The following is a 20,172-nucleotide window of genomic DNA, read 5'->3' as shown; positions in this document are numbered from 1 at the left end:
TTGACCTCGCCACACAGCGGCCACCGGCGGCGATTCGACACCTAAGGTGCTGGAATGACACAGCGCGACCCGCACCGACGCGGACGCAACCCAGCACAGAGCGCTGTACCAGCCCCGCCGGCGAATGAGGCGAAAACACAGCGGTCAGGGCGATCGGAGCGGTCGGAGCTGTCGCTGGCCGGGGACTTCCCGCCGGCGTCGCGGGAGCGGTGGCGCGAGCTGGTCGCGGGGGTGCTGCGCAAGGCCGGGCGCGAGCTCGACGGTGGCGCCCCGGACGAGGTGGAGCGGCTGCTGGCCAGCGCGCTCGCCGACGGGGTGTCGGTGGCGCCGCTGTACACCGCCGACGATGCCGAGGGCGCGAGCGCGGGGATGCCGGGGCTGGCGCCGTTCACCCGGGGCGGGCGGGCGCTGGGGTCGTCGCCGGACGGCTGGGACGTGCGCGCCCGGCACGCCGACCCGGACGTGACGGCCACCTCGGAGGCGGTGCTCGCCGACCTGGAGAACGGCGTCGGCTCGCTGTGGCTGGTGCTCGGCGAGGGCGCGATCCCGGTGGAGTCGCTGCGGACGGTGCTCGCCGGGGTGTACCTGGACATGGCGCCGATCGCGCTGGACGCCGGGGCGCACATCGAGGCGGCCGCCGCCGAACTGCTCGGGCTGGCCGACGAGCGCGAGGTGCCCAGGGCGGCGCTGGCCGGCACGCTGGGCGCGGACCCACTGGGCCGGCTCGCGGCGGTGGCCGCCGACACGGACCTGGACGCCGGACTAGACACCGCCGGCGCGCTGGCCGCGCGCTGCGCCCGGGAACGGCCGAACCTGCGCGCGGTCACCGTGGACGCCACCGCCTACCACGGCGCGGGCGCCGACGACGCCCAGGAGCTGGCCTGCTCGCTGGCGGCCGGGGTGGCGTACCTGCGCGCGCTCACCGCGAGCGACACGGCCGGCCTGACCGTCCCCGACGCCCTGGCCCAGATCGAGTTCCGCTACGCCGCGACCGCCGACCAGTTCGCCACGATCGCCAAGCTGCGCGCCGCGCGGGCGCTGTGGTCGCGGGTGGCCGCCGAGTGCGACGCGACCGGCCCCGAGGCCGCGCAGCGCCAGCACGCGGTGAGCTCCGAGGTCATGGTGACCGCCCGTGACCCCTGGGTGAACATGCTGCGCACCACGTTGGCCGCGTTCGGCGCCGGCGTCGGCGGCGCGGACGCGGTCACCGTCCTGCCCTTCGACGCCGCCCTCGGCCTGCCGGACGCGTTCTCCCGGCGGATGGCCCGCAACACCCAGTCGCTGCTGGTCGCCGAGTCGCACCTGGCCAGGGTGGTCGACCCGGCCGGCGGCTCCTGGTACGTCGAGTCGCTCACCACGGCGCTGGCGCGGCGGGCCTGGGAGCTGTTCACCGAGATCGAGCGGGCCGGCGGGCTGGCCGCCGTGCTGCGCGACGGCTCGCTGGCCGAGCGGCTGGCCACCACCTGGCGGGCCCGCGAGCGGAACCTGGCCACCCGCAAGGAACCGGTCACCGGGGTCAGCGAGTTCCCCAACCTGGACGAACGCGCCCCGGTCCGCCCGCCCGACCCGCGCCCGGCCCCGCACGGCCTGCTCCCCCGGGTGCGCCGTGCCGCCGCGTTCGAGGCACTGCGGGACCGCGCTCAAGGACACGACGCCCACGTGTTCCTGGCCGCCCTCGGCCCGGCCGCCCGCCACACCGCCCGGGTGGGCTTCGCGTCCAACCTGTTCCAGGCCGGCGGGCTCGCCACCCCGACCGGCACGGGCACAACGTCCGAGCTCGCCGACGCGTTCGCCAAGGCCGGGACCACCGTGGCCTGCCTGTGCGGCGCCGACCGCGACTACGACGAGTCCGCCCCCGAAGTGACCACCGCCCTCCGCCAGGCCGGCGCCACCACCGTCCTGCTCGCCGGCCGCCCCGGGACCGCCGACAACGGGGTCGACGGCTACATCCACACCGGCTGCGACGCCGTAGAGATCCTGACCCGCACGCTGGACGAACTGGGGGTGCCGGCATGACGATCCCGAACTTCGGCGAACTGCCCTTCGAGCCACCCTCCGCACACCCGGAAGCGGCCAAGCAGTGGGCCGAGCTGGTGGACGAGACCGCCGACCTGGCCTGGACCACCCCGGAGGGCATCACAGTCCCCCCGGTCTACACCGCCGAGGACACCGAGGGCCTGGACTTCCTCGACACCTACCCCGGCATCGCCCCGTACCTGCGCGGCCCCTACCCGACGATGTACCTGACCCAGCCCTGGACCGTCCGCCAGTACGCCGGTTTCTCCACCGCCGCCGAGTCCAACGCGTTCTACCGCCGCAACCTGGCCGCCGGCCAGAAGGGCCTGTCCGTCGCGTTCGACCTGCCCACCCACCGCGGCTACGACTCCGACCACCCCCGGGTGCCCGGCGACGTGGGCATGGCCGGCGTGGCCATCGACTCGATCTACGACATGCGCCAGCTCTTCGACGGCATCCCGCTGGACCGGATGAGCGTCTCCATGACCATGAACGGCGCCGTGCTGCCGGTGCTGGCGCTCTACATCGTGGCCGCCGAGGAGCAGGGCGTGCCGCCGGAGAAGCTGGCCGGGACCATCCAGAACGACATCCTCAAGGAGTTCATGGTCCGCAACACCTACATCTACCCGCCCGGGCCGTCGATGCGGATCATCTCCGACATCTTCGCGTTCACCTCGGCGAAGATGCCGAAGTTCAACTCGATCTCCATCTCCGGCTACCACATCCAGGAGGCCGGCGCGACCGCCGACCTGGAGCTGGCCTACACGCTGGCCGACGGCGTCGAGTACCTGCGCGCCGGCGTCGGCGCGGGCCTGGACATCGACGCGTTCGCGCCCCGGCTGTCGTTCTTCTTCGGCATCGGGATGAACTTCTTCATGGAGGTCGCGAAGCTGCGCGCGGCCCGGCTGCTGTGGGCCAAGCTGGTCCGCCGGTTCGAGCCGACGAGCGACAAGTCGCTGTCCCTGCGCACCCACTGCCAGACCTCCGGCTGGTCGCTGACCGCCCAGGACGTCTACAACAACGTGGTACGCACCTGCGTGGAGGCGATGGCCGCCACCCAGGGCCACACCCAGTCGCTGCACACCAACGCGCTGGACGAGGCGCTGGCGCTGCCCACCGACTTCTCCGCCCGGATCGCCCGCAACACCCAGCTGCTGCTGCAGCAGGAGTCCGGCACCACCCGGGTGATCGACCCGTGGGGCGGCAGCCACTACGTGGAGCGGCTGACCTACGACCTGGCGCGGCGCGCCTGGGAGCACATCGAGGAGGTGGAGGCCGCCGGCGGGATGGCCACCGCCATCGGCGAGGGCATCCCCAAACTCCGCGTCGAAGAGGCCGCCGCCCGCACCCAGGCCCGCATCGACTCCGGCCGCCAGCCGGTGATCGGCGTGAACACCTACCGGGTGGACACCGACGAGTCCATCGACGTCCTGAAGATCGACAACGCCGAGGTGCTCGCCCAGCAGGTTGCCCGCCTGCGCCAGCTCCGTTCGGAACGCGACGAAACCGCCTGCGCAGATGCGCTCGGTGCGCTGACCGCCGCCGCTTCGGGCACGGGTCCTGAGCACAACCTGCTGGCCCGCGCGGTGGACGCGGCCCGCGCGAAGGCCACCGTCGGGGAGATCTCCGACGCGCTGGAGAAGGTCTACGGGCGGCACACCGCGTCGCTGCGCACGCTGTCCGGGGTGTACCGGGAGGAGGCCGGGCGGGTGGACGCCATCGAGTCGGCGCGCCGCGCCTGCACGGAGTTCGAGGCGGCCACCGGGCGCCGGCCCCGGATCCTGGTGGCCAAGATGGGCCAGGACGGCCACGACCGCGGCCAGAAGGTGATCGCCACCGCGTTCGCCGACCTGGGCTTCGACGTGGACGTCGGCCCGCTGTTCCAGACCCCCGCCGAGGTCGCGCGCCAGGCCGTGGAGGCCGACGTGCACATCGTCGGGGTGTCCTCGCTGGCCGCCGGGCACCTGACCCTGGTGCCGGCGCTGCGCGACGAGCTGGCCGCGCTGGGCGCCCAGGACGTGCTGATCGTGGTCGGCGGCGTGATTCCGCCCGGCGACTTCGACGCGCTCCGCGAGGCCGGCGCCGCCGCCATCTTCCCGCCCGGCACGGTGATCGCGGACGCCGCCGGCGAGCTGCTGTCCGCGCTGCGGTCCGAGTCCGATGGGTGAGCTGGACGCCTACCTGGAAGGTGTGCGCCAGGGCGCGCGGCGCTGGGTGGCGCGGGCCATCACGCTCGTGGAGTCCCGCCGCCCGGACCACCGCGAGCTGGCCCAGCGAATGCTCGTGGAGCTGCTGCCGGCCACCGGCAAGGCCCGCCGGGTCGGCATCACCGGCGTCCCGGGCGTGGGCAAGTCGACGGTCATCGACGCGCTGGGCACCCGGCTGACCGCCGCCGGCCACCGGGTGGGGGTGCTCGCGGTGGACCCGTCCTCCTCGCGCAGCGGCGGCAGCATCCTGGGCGACAAGACCCGGATGGCCCGGCTCGCCACCGACGAGGCGGCGTTCATCCGTCCCTCCCCCACCGCCGGCACCCTCGGCGGGGTGGCCACCGCGACCAGGGAGAGCATGGTCGTCCTGGAGGCCGCCGGCTACGACGTGCTGATCGTGGAGACCGTCGGCGTCGGCCAGTCCGAGTACGCGGTCGCCGACATGGTCGACACCTTCCTGTTCCTCACCCTTGCCCGCACCGGCGACTCCCTGCAGGGCATCAAGCGCGGCATCCTGGAGCTCGCCGACGTGATCGCCGTGAACAAGGCCGACGGCCCCGCCGAGCGCGACGCCCGCCGCGCGGCTCGCGAACTGGCCGGCGCGCTGCGCCTGCTGCGCGGCCCTTCGGAGGTGCCCGTACTGACCTGCAGCGGAGCCACCGGCGCCGGCATCGAGGAGGTCTGGCGCAAGGTCGTCGACCACCAGGACCGGCTGGAGGCCACCGGCGAACTGACCGACCGCCGCCGACGCCAGCAGGTCCGCTGGATGTGGACCATGGTCGACGACCGGCTGCGCGCGGCGCTGCGCGACCACCCCGAAGTCCGCGCCCTGTCCCCCGAGCTGGAGCGCGCGGTCCTGGACGGCGAACTGACCCCCGCGCTCGGCGCCGACCGCATCCTGAAAGCATTCGGCCTGAGGTGAGGCATTAAAAGCTAGCGCGGCCTGAGCACCGCCATGGTCATCTCCCACACACCAAGGAACCATTCCTTACACCACCACAGCCGTATTCGCGTCCTACTCATCGACTTCTTCTCCATCACGTTTCCACCCTTGCTGAATTGAACATACGGAGACTTCGCTAGAGCACTTTGGCGCGAACCACGGGATGACAGTTGCCCACCGAGCACAGCCCGACTTCTCTCCATGGAAGGGGCTGCATGTTGCCGTGACGTTCAATCCATCCGCTCTTTGTTCGTATGATGCGCCGCATGTATGGGTGATCGCCGAAGCGAACCACGGCCCGTACGTCTTGGTCCGGCTCAGGGTCCGTGTGGGGCCACCACCACTCACCGTTCACCGGTGGTTTCAGGCTGCATCCGCAGTGGCATCCCTCCACGCCAGCCAATGCGCCATCCAGGTTCGGATCTTCGCTGCGGCGCGCTACCACACGCGCCGAACGGTCGGGGTCGTCGTCGCGGCCCATCGCTGTCTCGCTCACGTCCCTAGTCCATCTGCTGGTCGTGGATTGGGGGGAGAGCCACCGGCCAGGGCCAGAGGGGGCCATACTGAGGGGCCAAAGATCCACTGCGGTACAGAGGCGGCACTGTGACCAGCATTGGTGAGACGATCAGCCAAGCACGGCAAGCCCTGGGGTGGTCCCAGGCCCGGTTGGCCCGTGTGCTCAACCAGACGGCCGACCACGACTCGCTGACCAGGGCTTACGTGTCCCGCTGGGAGCGAGGGGTGCGCAAGCCCGGCTACTTCTGGCTCCCTCATATCGCCCAGGTTCTGGGCCTCGACCCCGCTCAGACAGATCTCACCACAGTTGACGACGTCGACGTGGCACACCGTGGCGAGAGCGACCACATCGCAGACGTCGTCGGAGACCCTTCGGGCTCGTGGGAGGTGAGTCCTGTGCCAACGCGTCGCCAGGTCGTTGGCTACCTCGGGGCGGGATTCACTGCGCTGGGGCTTGAACGTACGGCTGGGCGCGGGGCGCTTCCCCGAGTGGTCGCGGCTCTGGAAACAACCTGCGCGGTTGGGCCATCTGATCCGGGCCGCAACGACCTGGAGAACCTTGACGAGCTTGTCGCGCATTACCGACGGACTTTTCGCCACACGCTGCCGGAAGAGCTTTACGAAGAGGTCCTCGGGGTTCGAGAATATGTCGGCTCGCTGCTCGAAGCGACCCCCGCTTCCCGCAGTCGAGACGTGGCCGTCATTGCCGGGTGGTTGTCAAACCTGCTCGCATTGCTAACACATGACCTTGCTGATCGTGGCGCCTCCTTGGTGTGGTGCACTGATGCCGACCGGTGCGGCCGACGAGCCGAGCACCCCGAGCTATCTGGTTGGGCGGCTCAAACCCGGGTGTTGATGTCGTTTTACGACGGCCATGCCCGGCAGGCCGTCGCTCACGCGCAACGGGGGCAGTCGTGCGCTCCACTCGGCACTGTCGCGCACGCAAAACTCGTCGCGCAAGAGATGCGCGCCTGGGCGCTACTGCGTGACTCCCGCATGGTGGCGCAGACAAGAAGAAGCGCCGAGAAAGCGATCTCCAAACTCCCGTCCGACCTACCGGCACGGGGCGCATTCTCCATCAATCTCGCGGACGATCCCCCGTACACCGCGACGTCTCTACTTCTCCTCGGACAGTATCGGGAGGCAGCAGCAGCAACCAAACGGGTCATGAAGACCTACTACAGAACCGGCGACGGCGTACATCAAAATCCGTCAGGGTTCGCACGCACCCAACTAATTCTTGGCCTGGCCCTCGCCGGTCTCGGCGAACTCGGCGAGGCCTATGCCGTCGCCAGCGCCGCGCTCAACACTCCACGGATAGTGCAGCCGGTAGCAGTACTGGCAAAAAAGATCGACCATCAGCTCACCCACGACTTTCCAGGAACAACCGAGGCCCGCGAATACCACGACCTGTACCTTACCGTGATGCAAGACGCTCATTCAGGCAGCTGATCATGGAACCAGTTAGCGCAGAGGAAGCGGCAAAGATCACTGCGTACCTTGACGTGCACGCCCCGCCGAGCCAGCCCACCGCACACATCATCTTCGGCACCAACCAGCTCATACCGGCCGAGGTAGCCGCACGCCAGTACCACCGGGGTCTCGCCTCGCTGATCATCCTCACCGGCGGAGTGAACCGCCACACCGGTGTAATCGAGGCCGAGGAGCACCGCCGCATTCTTCTCGAACGCGACGTGCCCGAGCCGGTGATCCGCTACGAGGCTCGATCCACCACAACCCAGGGAAACGTCGAACAAGCACTCCCACTGCTCCGAGAAATCCTAGCATCGAACATGAGCCTGACAGCCGTGTGCAAGTGGTACCACCGACGCGCCATTCAGCAACTCCGAGCAGCCTTACCAGAAGCACCCTGTTTTTATGCGGTCACCTGGGAACCGCATTATGGCGGGCACGCGGTCACCAGAAATGATTGGTGGACACGGTCCTCGGTCGGGGCTCAGCGGGTGCTGCGTGAGTGGCGCACCATCCCAGCGAGGCTGGCTACCGGATCGCTCAAGGAGGTCAATCTGGTCAACGGCACCTGGCGGTGAACGTTCTGGCCACCGCTTCCTCGGGCCAGGATCGATGAGCCTGGCGCATCGATGCGATGAGTGGACGGTCGTTGTTCGCGGCGGCGGGCGCCCGCAACATCGACGTCATGACCCGGATGCCCTGCCTGCTCGCCGATCCCGATCCCGCGCCCGGTCGGATGTGGTTGACCAACGCGCGCCTGTTCGACGGAACCGGGGCGCCGGTGCGGCCGAACGCGGCGGTGCTGGTGGAGGACGGCCGGATCGCCCGCATCGGCGACGCCGCCGAGCCCGCGCCGGAGGGGGCGGCGGTGGTCGACCTGGCCGGGCGGACGCTGCTGCCCGGTCTGATCGACGCGCACGCCCACCTGTTCGCCGAGCCGCCGTCCCCGGCTGAGGGCGCGGAGCCGCTGTGGCCCGGGGTGGGCGCGCACCTTCTCGCCGCCGGCCTGCGGGAGACGCTGCGCCGGGGGTTCACCACCGTTCGGGACGTGGGCTCGTACGGCGATGAGGTGGTCACGGCCCGGCAGGCCATGCGGTACGGGGCGTTTCGCGGGCCGAGGGTGCTGACCTGCGGGCGGATCGTGTCGGCGAGCGCGCCGGGCGGGCGGTTCTTCGACGGGATGTACCGGGAGGCGGACGGGCCGGACGAGGTGCGCAAGGCGGTGCGCGAGCAGGTCCGGCGGGGCGCGGACTTCGTCAAGGTGATGACCACCGGCGCCCGGTCGGTCGAGCTGGAGGATCCGGCCCCGGCGCAGCTCACGCGTGCGGAGATCGCCGCGCTGGTCGACGAGGCGCACCGGCTGGGCTACCGGGTCGCCGCGCACGCCGAGGGGATCGACGGCACCGAGCTGGCCATCCGGCTCGGCGTGGACACCATCGAGCACGGCATGTACCTCGCACGGCGCCCGGACCTGCTGGACGCGATGGCCGAGTCCGGCCAGGTCCTGGTGCCGACGCTGTCGTGCTACTACGGCGTCGCCGGTATCGACTCCCGCGCGGGCGGGGAGGCGGCATCGTGGACGCCCCCGCTGGTCGAGCTGGCCCTGCGCAACCTGGAGGAGGCCGGCCGGACGCTGACCGCCGCCCGGGCCGCCGGGGTGCCGATCGCGCTCGGACACGACTGGCAGCCCTTCTCGGATGCCGGCATCGAGCTGCGCCGCATGGTGCATCACGGGCTGTCCGCACACGAGGCCCTGCTCGCGGCGACCGCCACCGGTGCCCGTGCCCTCGGCCTCGCCGACCGGCTGGGCACCGTGCGGGTCGGCACGCTCGCCGACCTGGTCGTCCTCGACGCCGACCCGCTGACCGATCCGGCCGCTGTCGGCGACCCGGAGCGAACCTGGCTGGTGCTCCAGCTCGGCGCCCCGGTCGCCGGCACCGCGCTCGGACCCGGTCAGGTCGGCTCGACACGCGCCGCGATCTCCGCCAGCGCGCGGACCGCCGCCGACTCGCGCCCGGTGACCCACACCAGCGCGGCGCACAACGGCGCCAGGCCGGTGAGCGGCACCGTCGTGACGCCCGGATGCGCGTAGTAGTCGGGCAGGGAGGCCACCGTCGGATGCACCACCTCACCCCTGGCCACCAGGGCCAGCACCTCGGCCATCCGCCCTTCCCGATGACGCCGGCGAACCGGCCGGCCGCTCGGCGTCCGGGCGGGACACAGCTCGTCGAGGGTCTCCGCCGGCACCACGCCCGTGGAGTCGACGACCTCGTAGTCGCCGAGGTCCTCCAGGCTCGCCGAACCCCGCACGGCCAGCGGATGGCCGACGGGCACGGCCAGCGCGCGCGGCTCACGGACCAGGGTCGGCCCTATGGTCAGCTCCGGCCCGGACAGCGGCAGCCAGTGCGCCATCACGTCCAGCTCGCCCCGGCACAGCCGCGCCAGCGCCTCACCCGGGAAGGCCTCGTAGACGCTGACCGCGCAGCCCGGGTGCTCGGCCGAGAAGGACCGGACGATCTCGGCGAACCGGGGCCCGCCGGCCGCGAGGCTGAGCAGGCTGATCCGCAGCTCGCCGGTGATCCCGGTGGCGAGGGCGCGGACCTCGGCGAACGCCCGGTTCAGCTGGTCATAGCCGGGCCGGAGCCGATCGCGCAGCTGCTCGCCGAGCGCCGTGAGCCGCACCCGGCGGCTGGTCCGCTCGAACAGCCGCCCGCCGACCCGCGTCTCCAGCGCGCGCACCGTCTGGCTGACCCGGGACTGGGACACGTACAGCCGCCGCGCCGTCCGCCCGAAGTGCAGCTCGTCCGCCAGCACCAGGAAGACCTCGATCTCCCTCAGCTCCACACCCTCACCACCGATGTCACCGAGAGGAAATCATGAACCTCCCCGAGACAGTGTCCCGCGACGAGTGGCTGGCCGCGCGCAAGAAGCTGCTCGTCCACGAGAAAGAGCTGACCCGGACCCGCGACCGGGTCAACACCGAGCGCCGGATGCTGCCGATGGTCGAGATCGACAAGCCGTACGAGTTCGAGGGCGCGCACGGCCCGGCCCGGCTGGTCGACCTTTTCGAAGGGCGTCGCCAGCTCATCGTCGAGCACGTGATGTTCGACCCGCGCTGGGACGAGGTCTGCCCGAGCTGCGCGGGAGGCCTCGACGGCATCGGCAGGCTCGACCACCTCCACGAGAGGGACACCACGCTGGTCGCCGTCGCCCGCGCCCCGTACTCCAAGATCGAGCCGTTGCGTCGCCGGATGGGCTGGGAACTGCCCTGGTACTCCTCCCACGCCAGCACGTTCAACCACGACTTCCACGTGACCATCGACGAGTCCGTGGCGCCCATCGGCTACAACTACCGCACCCGGGCCGAGCACGAGGCCGCTGGCACCGCCGCGCTGGTCGCCGGCGAGCAACCCTACGAGCTGCACGGCCTGAGCGTCTTCCTCCGCGACGGCGACCGTGTCTTCCACACCTACTCCGCCTATGGGCGTGGCACCGAGTCCGTCGGCGGCATGCACTACTACCTCGATCTCACCGCGCTGGGACGGCAGGAGGGCTGGGAGGAACCGAAAGGCCGCGCGACCGGCGCACCCACTGCCGGCGACCCCCGGATCGCCCTGCGCAAGACGGACTGACCCCGAGAGTCGAGCCAGAGCTGTTCCCCGAGTGTTATAGCGAGCACGCTGGCGACGGTGACCGAGTCGGACATCCAGCCGTTCGCGCGCATGCGCTTCCCCGGGATCAGCCCACGGGCCTACGAGCACCCGGCCGACCGGGCCGCGATGGCCACGCTGCGCGCGATGCCGGGCGTGGCGGAGGGGCTCAAGGCGGTGTCGGGGCTGTTCGCGGAGCGGGGTGAGCGGCTGCTCGCGCTGGCCTCGGCGATCAGGGTCGGGCCGAAGCAGTACCCGAGGATCGACCGGCTGCGCCGCGAGTGCGCCGAGGTGCTGGACCTGCCGGCGGTGCCGAACCTGTTCATCGCCAGGTCCGCGCAGGCCAACGCGTACACGATCGGCATCGACGAGCCGTTCATCGTGATGACCACCGGGCTGGTCGAGGCGCTGGACACCGAGAGCCTGCGGTTCAGCATCGGACACGAGATGGGCCACGTGCTGTCCGGGCACGCGGTGCTGCGGACCATCCTGATCAGGCTGGTCAGCCTGCAGGGCACGGTGTCCTGGCTGCCGGTGGGGGCGCTGGGCCTGCGGGCGATGATCGCGGCGCTGCACGAGTGGTTCCGCAAGGCGGAGCTGACCTGCGACCGGGCCGGGCTGCTGTGCGGGCAGGACCCGACAGCGGCGTTGCGCACCCACCTGTACCTGGCCGGCGGCAGCGACAGCTCGGAGATCGACATCCCGTCGTTCCTGGAGCAGGCCAGGGAGTACGAGCAGACCGAGGATGTCCGCGACAGCATCCAGAAGCTGCTGATGGTGGAGGGCATGAGCCACCCGTTCGCGGTGGTCCGCGCCGCGCAGCTGCAACGCTGGTCGGCGTCCGAGGAGTACCGCGCCATCCTCAGCGGCGACTACCCCCGGCGCGACGACAACGCGGGATCCACGTTCACCGACGACGTCGCCTCGGCCGCGAGGTCCTACCGGGACGACTTCGGCAACTCCACCGACCCGCTGGCCAAGGTCTTCAACGACGTCGGCTCCGCCGTGTCCGGCGCGGCGCGGAACATACGCGGCAGGTTCGGGCTGGACTGACCCAACCGAGGGGCGCGGTGGTGGGTCGTCACGGGCATGTCGACCACGGAGATGAACGTCCCGCCGCTGGCCCGCGTCCGGTTTCCCCGGATCAGCCCGAGGGCCTACGAGCACCCCGCCGACCGGGCCGCGATGGCCACCCTGCGCGCCGTCCCCGGGGTGGCCGAGGGGCTCAAGGCGGTGTCCGGCATGTTCACCGAGCGCGGTGAGCGCCTCTTCGCGCTGGCCTCGGCGATCAGGACGGGCCCCTCGCAGTACGCCGGGCTCGACCAGATGCGCCACGAGTGCGCCGAGATCCTGGACCTCCCGGCGGTGCCGAACGTGTTCGTCGCCCGGTCCACCGAGGCCAACGCCTACACCATCGGCATCGACGAGCCGTTCATCGTGATGACCACCGGGCTGGTCGAGGCGCTGGACACCGAGGGCCTGCGGTTCGTGCTCGGCCACGAGATGGGCCACGCGCTGTCCGGGCACGCGGTGCTGCGCACCATCCTGATCAGGCTGCTCAGCCTGCAGGTCACGATGTCCTGGATGCCGGCGGGTTCGCTCGGGCTGCGCGCGGTGATCGCGGCGCTGCGCGAGTGGTTCCGCAAGGCGGAGCTGACCTGCGACCGGGCCGGGCTGCTGTGCACCCAGGATCCGGCGGCGGCCCTGCGCGCCCACATCTACCTCGCCGGCGGCACCGACGTCTCGGAGATCGACATCCCGTCCTTCCTGGAGCAGGCCAGGGAGTACGAACGGATCGACGACATCCGCGACAGCGTGCACAAGCTGCTGATGGTGGAGGGGATGACCCACCCGTTCGCGGTGGTCCGCGCCGCGCAGCTGCAGCGCTGGGCCGCGTCCGAGGAATACCGCGCCATCCTCGGCGGCGACTACACCAGGCGCGACGGCGACGCCGCTGCCACGTTCACCGACGACGTCGCCTCGGCCGCGAAGTCCTACCGGGACAGCTTCGGCAACTCCACCGACCCGCTCGCCAAGGTCTTCAACGACATCGGCTCCACGATGTCCGACGCGGCCCGCACCATGCGCACCAAGTTCGGCCTGGACTGACCCGCCGTCACTCGTGGCGGCCGAGCTGGGGCTGGGCGACCGTGTGCATGGACGCCCCCGCCGTCTCGGGGATGCGGAGGATGGGCACCAGCGCGATCGCCGCCGCGGCCATCAGGTAGTAGGCCGGCACGGAGTTGCTGCCGGTCGTGGTGATCAGGAACTGCATGACCAGCGGCGCCGTACCGCCGAACAGGGCGGTCGAGACGTTGTATCCGAGCGAGAAGGCACCGCAGCGGACCTGGGTGGGGAACAGGGCCGGCAGCGTCGCGGCCACGATTCCTTGCAGCGCGGCCAGCGGGAGGGCGAGCAGGACGATGCCACCGGCGATCGAGAGCGGCGTGGCCCGCTCCAGTAATCGGAAGGCGAGGTAGCTGGAGGTGATGAACAGCGCGCAGGACGCAATCATCACCGGTTTGCGGCCTATGCGATCCGAGAGCGCGCCGAGAAAGGGAACGACGACCGCCATGCCCAGCATGCCGAGCGCGGACAGCGACAGCGCGGTGCTTTCGGAGATTCCGAGACGGTTGGACAGGTAGGTGGGCAGGTAGGTCAGGATCGTGTAGAAGGCGCCGTTGTAGAGAATGACGATGCCGACGAGGTCCAGCATTGCCCGCCAGTCCCGGCGCACCGCGTCGCGCAGCGGCGTCCCGCTGGTGGCGCCGGATTCCTGGGCCTGCTTGAACACCGGCGTGTCGTCGAGCCGCAGCCGCAGGTAGACCGCGACGATCCCGAGCGGTGCCGCGACGAAGAACGGCAGGCGCCAGGCCCAGTCGACCAGTTGGTGCGGCTCGACGAGCAGGGTGATCAGGGTGGCGGCCGCGGCGCCGGCCCCGAAGGCACAGAGGCTGCCGACCTCCAGCAGGCTGCTCAGCATTCCTCGCCGCCTGGCGGGCGCGTACTCGGCGATGAACGTCGCCGCGCTGCCGTACTCCCCGCCCGTCGAAAACCCCTGCACCATGCGCAGGAGGACCAGAAGCAGCGGCGCCCCGATGCCGATGCTGCTGTAGCTCGGAATGAGCCCGACGCAGAACGTGGAGCCGGTCATCAGCAGAATTGTGGTGCTGAGCACGGCGCGCCGCCCGATCCTGTCCCCCAGCGAGCCGAGAACAATGCCGCCGAGCGGGCGGAAGACGAAGGACGCGGCCAGCACGGCAAAGGTCGACAGCAGTTGGGCCGTGGAGCTCTCCCTCGGAAAGAAGACCTTGCCGATGGTGGTGGCGAGGTAGGAGTAGAGCGCGAAGTCGAACCATTCCACGACGTTGCCGATCGCGGCGGCGACGACTGCGTGGTTGGCCCGGGTGGTTCGAGCCTCGGTTGGCGGGCATTCGTTCGAGGTAGGCACGTCTGGCCTCCTTATGAGTGTCCGAACTCCTCATTGAATGCGGAACTGGTGCGCCGGTACGTCGCGCGGGGAGGAGCGTAAGTTGTTCAACACTCGACGGTCAACCGGCCCTCGTAGCAACCTAGATCAACTAGCTATAGGCATCGTCACCTGCTCATATGCGAGCTCTTGATTGTTGAGCAACATTGGTCTAGCTTGGCCGCATGGCGATCGACGAGCCCGACCCCGGCGGGTCGGTGAGCACCACGGATCGAGTGGTGGACGTGCTGCGGACACGCATGCTGGAAGGGGCGCTGCCGCCGGGTGCGGCGTTGCGCGAGGTGTCGGTTGCCGCCGAGCTGGAGGTCTCGCGGAACACGTTGCGCGAGGCGTTGCGGCTGTTGGCCTCCGAGGGACTGGTCGCCCAGTCGCCGAACAGGGGCGCCGCGGTGAAGAGCTTTTCCGCCTCGGAGGTGCGCGACATCTATCGAACTCGCCGGGTGCTCGAGACGCAGGCGGCCACCGAAACCGCGGTGGCCACCGACGAGCAGTTCTCGGCGATGGAGTCGGCGGTGGTGGCCAAGGAGCGCGCCGAACAGGCTCGGCGCTGGCGCGAGACCGGCACTGCCAGCCTGCGTTTCCACCAGTCGTTGATCGCGGTGCTCGGCAGTGACCGGATCAACGAGTTCTTCCGGACATTGATGGCGCAACAGCGCCTGGCATGGGCGGCGTCGTGTGACGAGGAGCAGTTCCAGCGCGGCTGGGCGGCACGCGACCGCGAGTTGTACGAGCTGCTGCGCAGGGGTCGCCGCACTCAGAGCGTCGGCGTGCTGCTCGTCTATCTGGAGGATTCCGAACGACAGGTTCTCGACGCCCTGCGCGAGAAAACCGCACACGAAAGGTGACGAATGAGCATGACGTCGGCGTACTACCAGGCGCCGCCCGGCAGCGTCCTGGACGTGGACCGCGACTTCTATGACCGGCTGGCCGAGGCGGCCGAGACAACCGACCGCCGGGAGATGGTCGAACGGTTCGTGATCCCGATCCGCTCCGGGAAGGCGTGGGAGGTCCCGGCCGGGCATCTGTGTCGAATCCTGATCACACCGGAAGGACCGCAGTGCGGGGACTTCAACGTGTGGAACCGGCACAATCCCAGGGAGCGGATGTGGACCTCACGCACCCGCCAATTGCAGGGCACGCACGTCACCCGCTACGACCGGCTGTGGTCGACGCTGCCGTACCTGCGGCCATTGCTGACGATCACCAAGGACACCCTCGAGTGGTACGGGGTGGACGAGGACGGCGGTCGGATCCACGATTTGCTGGGCGCGCGCTGCGACCCCTACGTGAATCGGTTGTTCAGCGAGCGGGACTTCGACTTCCACTGCCATTCCAACCTCACCCGGGCGGTGCTGCCGTGGGGGTTGACCGAGCTCGACGTGCACGACGTGTTGAACATCTTCACCGTCACCGGGATCAATGCGGACGGCAACTACTTCATGAAGCCCTCCCCCGCCACGCCGGGTGACTTCTTCGAGTTCTTCGCCGAGCAGGACCTGCTCTGCGCGCTGTCCACCTGCCCGGCGGGCGACCTGTCGGTGCCGATGTGGGGGCCGGACGCCCGCGACCCCATCGAGGTCTGCCGGCCCCTGGCCGTCGAGGTCTACCGCCCCGCCGAGGAGCTGACGCGGGGGTGGACGCCTCCCGCCACCGCGCCCTACCGGGGCGTGCACGGACTGGGGTTCCCGTCATGACCGGCATCGACCTCAACGCCGACCTGGGTGAGGGGTTCGGCCGCTACGGCCTGGACGGGGACCTGGAGGTGATGCCGCTGATCACCTCCGCGAACGTCGCCTGCGGGTTCCACGCCGGCGACCCCCGCACCATCGACGCGGCGGTGGCCGCCGCGCGCGAGCACGGCGTCCGGGTCGGCGCGCACCCCGGGTTCCCCGACCTGGTGGGGTTCGGGCGCCGGCCGATGCGGCTGACGGCCCAGGAGATCACCTCGGACCTGACCTACCAGATCGCCGCCGTGGACGGGTTCTGCCGGCGGCACGGCCTGCGGCTGCACCACGTCAAGCCGCACGGCGCCCTGGGCCACCAGGCCTGGCACGAGCCGGAGGTGGCCGCCGCGGTGATCGACGCCGTCACCGCGCTGGACCCCGGCCTCGTGATCGTCGCCCTCAGCGGGTGCGTCCTGGAGCGGCAGGCCCGCGCCGCCGGGCTCGCGGTGGCGCGCGAGGCGTACCTGGACCGCGCCTACCGCCCCGACGGCGGGCTGGTGCCCCGGGGCGAGCAGGGGGCCGTGCTGCACGACCGGGAGGAGATCGTGCGGCGGGCGCGGCGGCTGGTCTCCGAGGGCACGGTGACCGCGATCGACGGCACCGTGCTGCGCGCGGATCCCGACACGCTGTGCCTGCACGGCGACACCGCCGGCTCGGTGGCGCTGCTGCGCGCGGTGCGCACCGCCCTGCGGGAGGACGGGGCGCTCGCCGCATGACCGACGCCGCACCGGACCGGCTCTCCCGATTGGACACCTGCGTGCTCAGCGACGCCCTGGACGTGCACGGCATCGACGGCGTCCTCGCCGGCCCGAGCCCGGTCGCGGGCGCGCGGCCGTTCGTGGGCCGGGCGCTCACCGTCGACCTCGCCCCCGCCACACCGGCCGGCGGCGGCGGGCGTCACCTCGGCACCGCCGCCGTGGACGCCGCCGGCCCGGACCACGTGATCGTCGTCGCCCACCACGGCGAGACGGCCGTCGCCGGCTGGGGCGGCGTGCTCAGCCAGGGGGCGGCCCGGCGGGGCGTCGCCGCCGTCGTGGTCGACGGCGCCGTCCGGGACGCCGACGAGATCCGCGAGCTCGGCCTGGCCGTGTACGCCACCGCCGTCACCCCCCGGTCGGCGCGCGGGCGGGTCGTCGAGCGCGCCTGGAACCGCCCGGTCGCGCTCGGGTCCGTCACCGTCGCCCCCGGCGATTACCTGCGCGGCGACGGCTCCGGCATCGTCGTCATCCCGGCCGCGCGCCTCGACCAGGTCCTGGCCACCGCCGAGGACCTGCACGCCCGCGAGCGGGACATGACCGCGGCGGTGCGCGCCGGCGCGCCCCTGGGCCAGGTCATGGGCGCCGCGTACGAACGTGCCCTCGACCCCGAAGGGAGCCCGGCATGACCGTCGACCTCGACCAGTGGCGCGGGTTCGGCACCAGCGAGGTCTCCGACGCCCTCGACCGCGCCGCGATCCCCGGCCAGGTCGGCGGCGTCAAGCCCCTCGACGGCTCGTTCCGCCTGCTCGGCCGCGCCTTCACCGTCCGCTACGGGCCGGTGGGCCAGGGCGGCGGCACCGTGGGCGACTACCTCGACGACGTCCCGCCCGGCGCGGTCGTCGTGCTGGACAACCAGGGCCGCACCGACGTCACCGTGTGGGGCGACCTGCTCACCCTGGCCGCCCACCGCCGGCGGCTGGCCGGCACCGTCATCGACGGCACCTGCCGGGACACCCAACGCAGCATCGCCCTGGGCTACCCGATCTACGCCAGGGACAGGTGGATGCGCACCGGCAAGGACCGCGTCCGCGTCGAGGAGGTCAACGGGCCGGTCACGCTCGGCGGCGTCCGCGTCGAGCCGGGCGACCTCCTGCTCGGCGACCGGGACGGCGTGCTCGTCGTCCCCGCCGCGCGCGCCGGCGAGGTCCTCGACCACGCCCGCGCCATCGCCGCCGCCGAGGACGCCATCCGTGCCGGCATCGAAGCGGGCCAGACGGTGCGGGACGCCCGCGCCGCCGTCGGCTACCACCAGCTCCAGACCCACCGCTAGAGCACGGATGACCCCCACGAACCCGATCCGCGCGATCCGAAGGGCCGGTGACCGCGCGGTCCTGCTCGAGCTCCACGACGCCGCCACCGTGCACCAGGCGCACCAGGCCCTGACCGCCGAACCCGTCGACGGCATCACCGACGTCGTCGCCGGCGCCGCCACCCTGCTCCTGATCGCCGAGCACCCGCGCGGCACCGCGCTGTGCCGGGCCACCGCCCGCGTCCGCCGGATCCCCGTCGGGCAGGCCCGCCCGGCGGCCGGCGGGGATCCGGCGGGCACCGTCACCATCCCGGTGCGCTACGACGGCCAGGACCTCGCCGAGGTCGCGCGCCTGCGAGGGGTGAGCACCGAGGAGGTCGTCCGGATGCACACCGCCCGCACCTACACCGCCGGCTTCTTCGGGTTCGCCCCCGGCTTCGCCTACCTCACCGGCCTGGACCCGGCGCTGCACCTGCCCAGGCGCGGCAGCCCTCGCACCGCGGTCCCGGCCGGAACCGTCGCCATCGGCAGCGAGTACACCGGCGTCTACCCCCGTCGCTCCCCCGGCGGCTGGCACCTGCTCGGCACCACCACCGCGCCGCTGTGGGACCTCGACCGGCCACGCCCCGCCCTGCTCACCCCCGGAACCCGGGTCCGCTTCGAACCCACCGGCGGATGAGCGCGCCGGGAGGCAGCTACCTCGTGGTCCACCACCCCGGCCCGCTCAGCACCGTGCAGGACCTGGGCCGCGCCGGCTGGGCCGCGCTGGGCGTCCCGCCCTCGGGCGCCTCGGACAGCCGCTCGCTCACGCTGGCCAACCGCCTGGTCGGCAACCCCGAGCACGCGGCCTGCGTCGAGGCGAGCCTCGGCGGCCTCACCGTCGAGCTCACCGCCGCCCGCCACATCGCACTCACCGGTGCCCACACCGCCGCCGACCTGGCCGGCAGGCCCGTCGCCGCCAACACCCCGTACTACGCCCGCCCCGGCGACGTGCTCCGCCTCGGCCGTCCCCTCGGCGGCGGCCTGCGCACCTACCTCGCCGTCTCCGGCGGCATCGCCGTGGACCCCACCCTGGGCAGCCGATCCACCGACCTCCTGGCCGGCCTCGGCCCGCCGCCCCTGCGCCCCGGCCACCGGCTCCCCCTCGGCGACCAGCCCAGCCCCCGAACGATGGTCGACCTCGCGCCGTCCCCGGCCCTGCCCGCCAGGCCGGTGCTCGACGTCGTCCCCGGCCCGCGCGACGACTGGTTCACCCCGGACGGCCTGGCCACCCTCACCGGCAACCCCTACACGGTCACCGCCGACGCCAACCGGGTCGGGGTCCGGCTCGACGGGCCCGCCCTGACCCGCCGCGTCACCGCCGAGCTTGGGCCCGAGGGCATGCCGACCGGAGCCCTGCAGGTGCCCCCCTCCGGCCAGCCCATCCTGTTCCTCACCGACCACCCGGCGACCGGCGGCTACCCCGTCATCGCCGTCGTCACCACGCGCTGCCTGCCTTTGGCGGGACAGCTGGCCCCCGGCGACACCGTCTCGTTCCGGTTCGCACGCGGGGCCGATGAGTTCTGACCGTGAGCCTGGTCGGTACGGGTGCATGTGAAACCCCGACGACCGAGGAGGTCCCCCATGTTCGACAAGACGTTCACCACCTGCCTGTGGTTCGACACCGAGGCGGAGGCGGCGGCGAGCTTCTACACGAGCGTCTTCAAGGACTCGAAGCTCGGCAGGGTGACCCACCACGGCGAGGCCGGCCCGCACCCGGCCGGCTCGGTGATGACCGTCGAGTTCGAGCTCAACGGCCAGAAGTTCGTCGCGCTCAACGGCGGGCCGATGTTCACGTTCAACGAGGCCGTCTCGATCCAGGTCCCGTGCGCGGACCAGGACGAGATCGACTACTACTGGGCGAAGCTGACCGAGGGCGGCGGCGAGGAAGGGCCGTGCGGCTGGCTCAAGGACAGGTACGGGCTGTCCTGGCAGGTCGGTTCGCCCGAGCTGATCGACCTGGTCACAGACCCGGACCCGGTGAAGGCCAAGCGCGCCACCGAGGCGATGTACGCCATGAAGAAGATCGACCTGGCCGCGCTGCGGAAGGCTCATTCCGGAGCGTAGGTGCCGTCGTAAGATCAGCCGCGACGGTCTGAGCCGCGGT

18 protein-coding genes and 1 pseudogene are annotated in these 20,172 nt (G+C 71.5%); 17 read left to right on the top strand and 2 right to left on the bottom strand.

The annotated features are described in order from the left end of the window. Window positions 1-54 precede the first annotated feature (54 nt). The 6 genes and pseudogenes from N912_RS0133345 to N912_RS66000 all read left to right on the top strand — a co-directional run. Entirely contained in the window at window positions 55-2,016 is a 1,962-nt protein-coding gene (locus N912_RS0133345) for a methylmalonyl-CoA mutase family protein (protein WP_084211436.1), read from the top strand. Further along, complete coding sequence (gene scpA, locus N912_RS0133340) at window positions 2,013-4,184, top strand: methylmalonyl-CoA mutase (protein WP_028925819.1); 2,172 nt, start codon at window positions 2,013-2,015, stop codon at window positions 4,182-4,184. The genes N912_RS0133345 and scpA overlap by 4 nt, the downstream gene beginning before the upstream one ends. Next, complete coding sequence (gene meaB, locus N912_RS0133335) at window positions 4,177-5,145, top strand: methylmalonyl Co-A mutase-associated GTPase MeaB (protein WP_028925818.1); 969 nt, start codon at window positions 4,177-4,179, stop codon at window positions 5,143-5,145. The genes scpA and meaB overlap by 8 nt, the downstream gene beginning before the upstream one ends. 624 nt (window positions 5,146-5,769) lie before the next feature. Further along, a complete protein-coding gene (locus tag N912_RS62585) occupies window positions 5,770-7,134 on the top strand; it encodes a helix-turn-helix domain-containing protein (RefSeq protein WP_169748000.1) in 1,365 nt (454 codons plus the stop codon). A gap of 2 nt (window positions 7,135-7,136) precedes the next feature. Continuing rightward, on the top strand, window positions 7,137-7,733 hold the full coding sequence (locus N912_RS62580) for a YdcF family protein (RefSeq protein ID WP_084211434.1): 597 nt from the start codon (window positions 7,137-7,139) through the stop codon (window positions 7,731-7,733). A gap of 56 nt (window positions 7,734-7,789) precedes the next feature. After that, a pseudogene (locus N912_RS66000) lies at window positions 7,790-9,046 on the top strand (amidohydrolase family protein); the annotation flags it as partial. Between the two features lie 62 nt (window positions 9,047-9,108). Here the strand turns inward: N912_RS66000 and N912_RS61625 are convergent. After that, window positions 9,109-9,999: a LysR family transcriptional regulator gene (locus N912_RS61625; RefSeq protein ID WP_084211432.1), complete on the bottom strand. Its 891-nt coding sequence runs from the start codon at window positions 9,997-9,999 to the stop codon at window positions 9,109-9,111. A 32-nt stretch (window positions 10,000-10,031) separates the two neighbouring features. Between N912_RS61625 and N912_RS56255 the strand changes: the two genes are divergently transcribed. The 3 genes from N912_RS56255 to N912_RS0133305 are packed head-to-tail and all read left to right on the top strand — an operon-like array spanning window position 10,032 to window position 12,914. Beyond that, window positions 10,032-10,787, top strand: a complete 756-nt coding sequence (locus N912_RS56255; RefSeq protein WP_037067871.1) for a DUF899 domain-containing protein — start codon at window positions 10,032-10,034, stop codon at window positions 10,785-10,787. 57 nt (window positions 10,788-10,844) lie between these two features. Then, the gene (locus N912_RS0133310; RefSeq protein ID WP_028925816.1) at window positions 10,845-11,858 is read left to right on the top strand and encodes a M48 family metallopeptidase; all 1,014 of its coding nucleotides are present in this window, start codon (window positions 10,845-10,847) and stop codon (window positions 11,856-11,858) included. 36 nt (window positions 11,859-11,894) lie between these two features. After that, window positions 11,895-12,914: a M48 family metallopeptidase gene (locus N912_RS0133305; protein WP_245645593.1), complete on the top strand. Its 1,020-nt coding sequence runs from the start codon at window positions 11,895-11,897 to the stop codon at window positions 12,912-12,914. 7 nt (window positions 12,915-12,921) lie between these two features. Here N912_RS0133305 and N912_RS56250 read toward each other — a convergent pair whose 3' ends face one another. After that, the gene (locus tag N912_RS56250) at window positions 12,922-14,256 is read right to left on the bottom strand and encodes an MFS transporter (RefSeq protein ID WP_169747999.1); all 1,335 of its coding nucleotides are present in this window, start codon (window positions 14,254-14,256) and stop codon (window positions 12,922-12,924) included. Window positions 14,257-14,459: 203 nt separating this feature from the next. On the opposite strand from N912_RS56250, the gene N912_RS0133295 reads away from it, so the two are divergent. From N912_RS0133295 to N912_RS0133260, 8 genes are read left to right on the top strand one after another with little or no spacing between them, the layout of a single operon-like run. Further along, window positions 14,460-15,140, top strand: a complete 681-nt coding sequence (locus N912_RS0133295; RefSeq protein WP_028925814.1) for a GntR family transcriptional regulator — start codon at window positions 14,460-14,462, stop codon at window positions 15,138-15,140. 3 nt (window positions 15,141-15,143) lie between these two features. Next, entirely contained in the window at window positions 15,144-15,989 is an 846-nt protein-coding gene (locus tag N912_RS0133290; RefSeq protein WP_028925813.1) for an urea carboxylase-associated family protein, read from the top strand. Further along, window positions 15,986-16,735, top strand: coding sequence for a LamB/YcsF family protein (locus N912_RS0133285; protein ID WP_028925812.1), 750 nt, complete (start codon window positions 15,986-15,988; stop codon window positions 16,733-16,735). The genes N912_RS0133290 and N912_RS0133285 overlap by 4 nt, the downstream gene beginning before the upstream one ends. Further along, entirely contained in the window at window positions 16,732-17,403 is a 672-nt protein-coding gene (locus N912_RS0133280; protein ID WP_028925811.1) for an RraA family protein, read from the top strand. The genes N912_RS0133285 and N912_RS0133280 overlap by 4 nt, the downstream gene beginning before the upstream one ends. Then, on the top strand, window positions 17,400-18,047 hold the full coding sequence (locus tag N912_RS0133275) for an RraA family protein (RefSeq protein ID WP_028925810.1): 648 nt from the start codon (window positions 17,400-17,402) through the stop codon (window positions 18,045-18,047). Before N912_RS0133280 ends, N912_RS0133275 begins: the two co-directional genes overlap by 4 nt. A gap of 7 nt (window positions 18,048-18,054) precedes the next feature. Continuing rightward, window positions 18,055-18,705 carry a 5-oxoprolinase subunit B family protein gene (locus tag N912_RS0133270; RefSeq protein WP_051581151.1) on the top strand — a complete coding sequence of 217 codons (651 nt, stop codon included), beginning with the start codon at window positions 18,055-18,057 and terminating at the stop codon, window positions 18,703-18,705. Continuing rightward, the gene (locus tag N912_RS0133265; protein ID WP_051581150.1) at window positions 18,702-19,592 is read left to right on the top strand and encodes a 5-oxoprolinase subunit C family protein; all 891 of its coding nucleotides are present in this window, start codon (window positions 18,702-18,704) and stop codon (window positions 19,590-19,592) included. Before N912_RS0133270 ends, N912_RS0133265 begins: the two co-directional genes overlap by 4 nt. A gap of 57 nt (window positions 19,593-19,649) precedes the next feature. Next, window positions 19,650-20,132, top strand: coding sequence for a VOC family protein (locus tag N912_RS0133260; RefSeq protein ID WP_028925807.1), 483 nt, complete (start codon window positions 19,650-19,652; stop codon window positions 20,130-20,132). Window positions 20,133-20,172: the final 40 nt, after the last annotated feature.

This window comes from Actinospineispora acaciae DSM 45401, from assembly GCF_000620785.1.
GTDB classification, from domain to species: Bacteria; Actinomycetota; Actinomycetes; order Mycobacteriales; family Pseudonocardiaceae; genus Pseudonocardia; species Pseudonocardia acaciae.
Note: the sequence above shows the minus strand (reverse complement) of the source record. Positions and strands in the feature narration are given on the sequence as shown.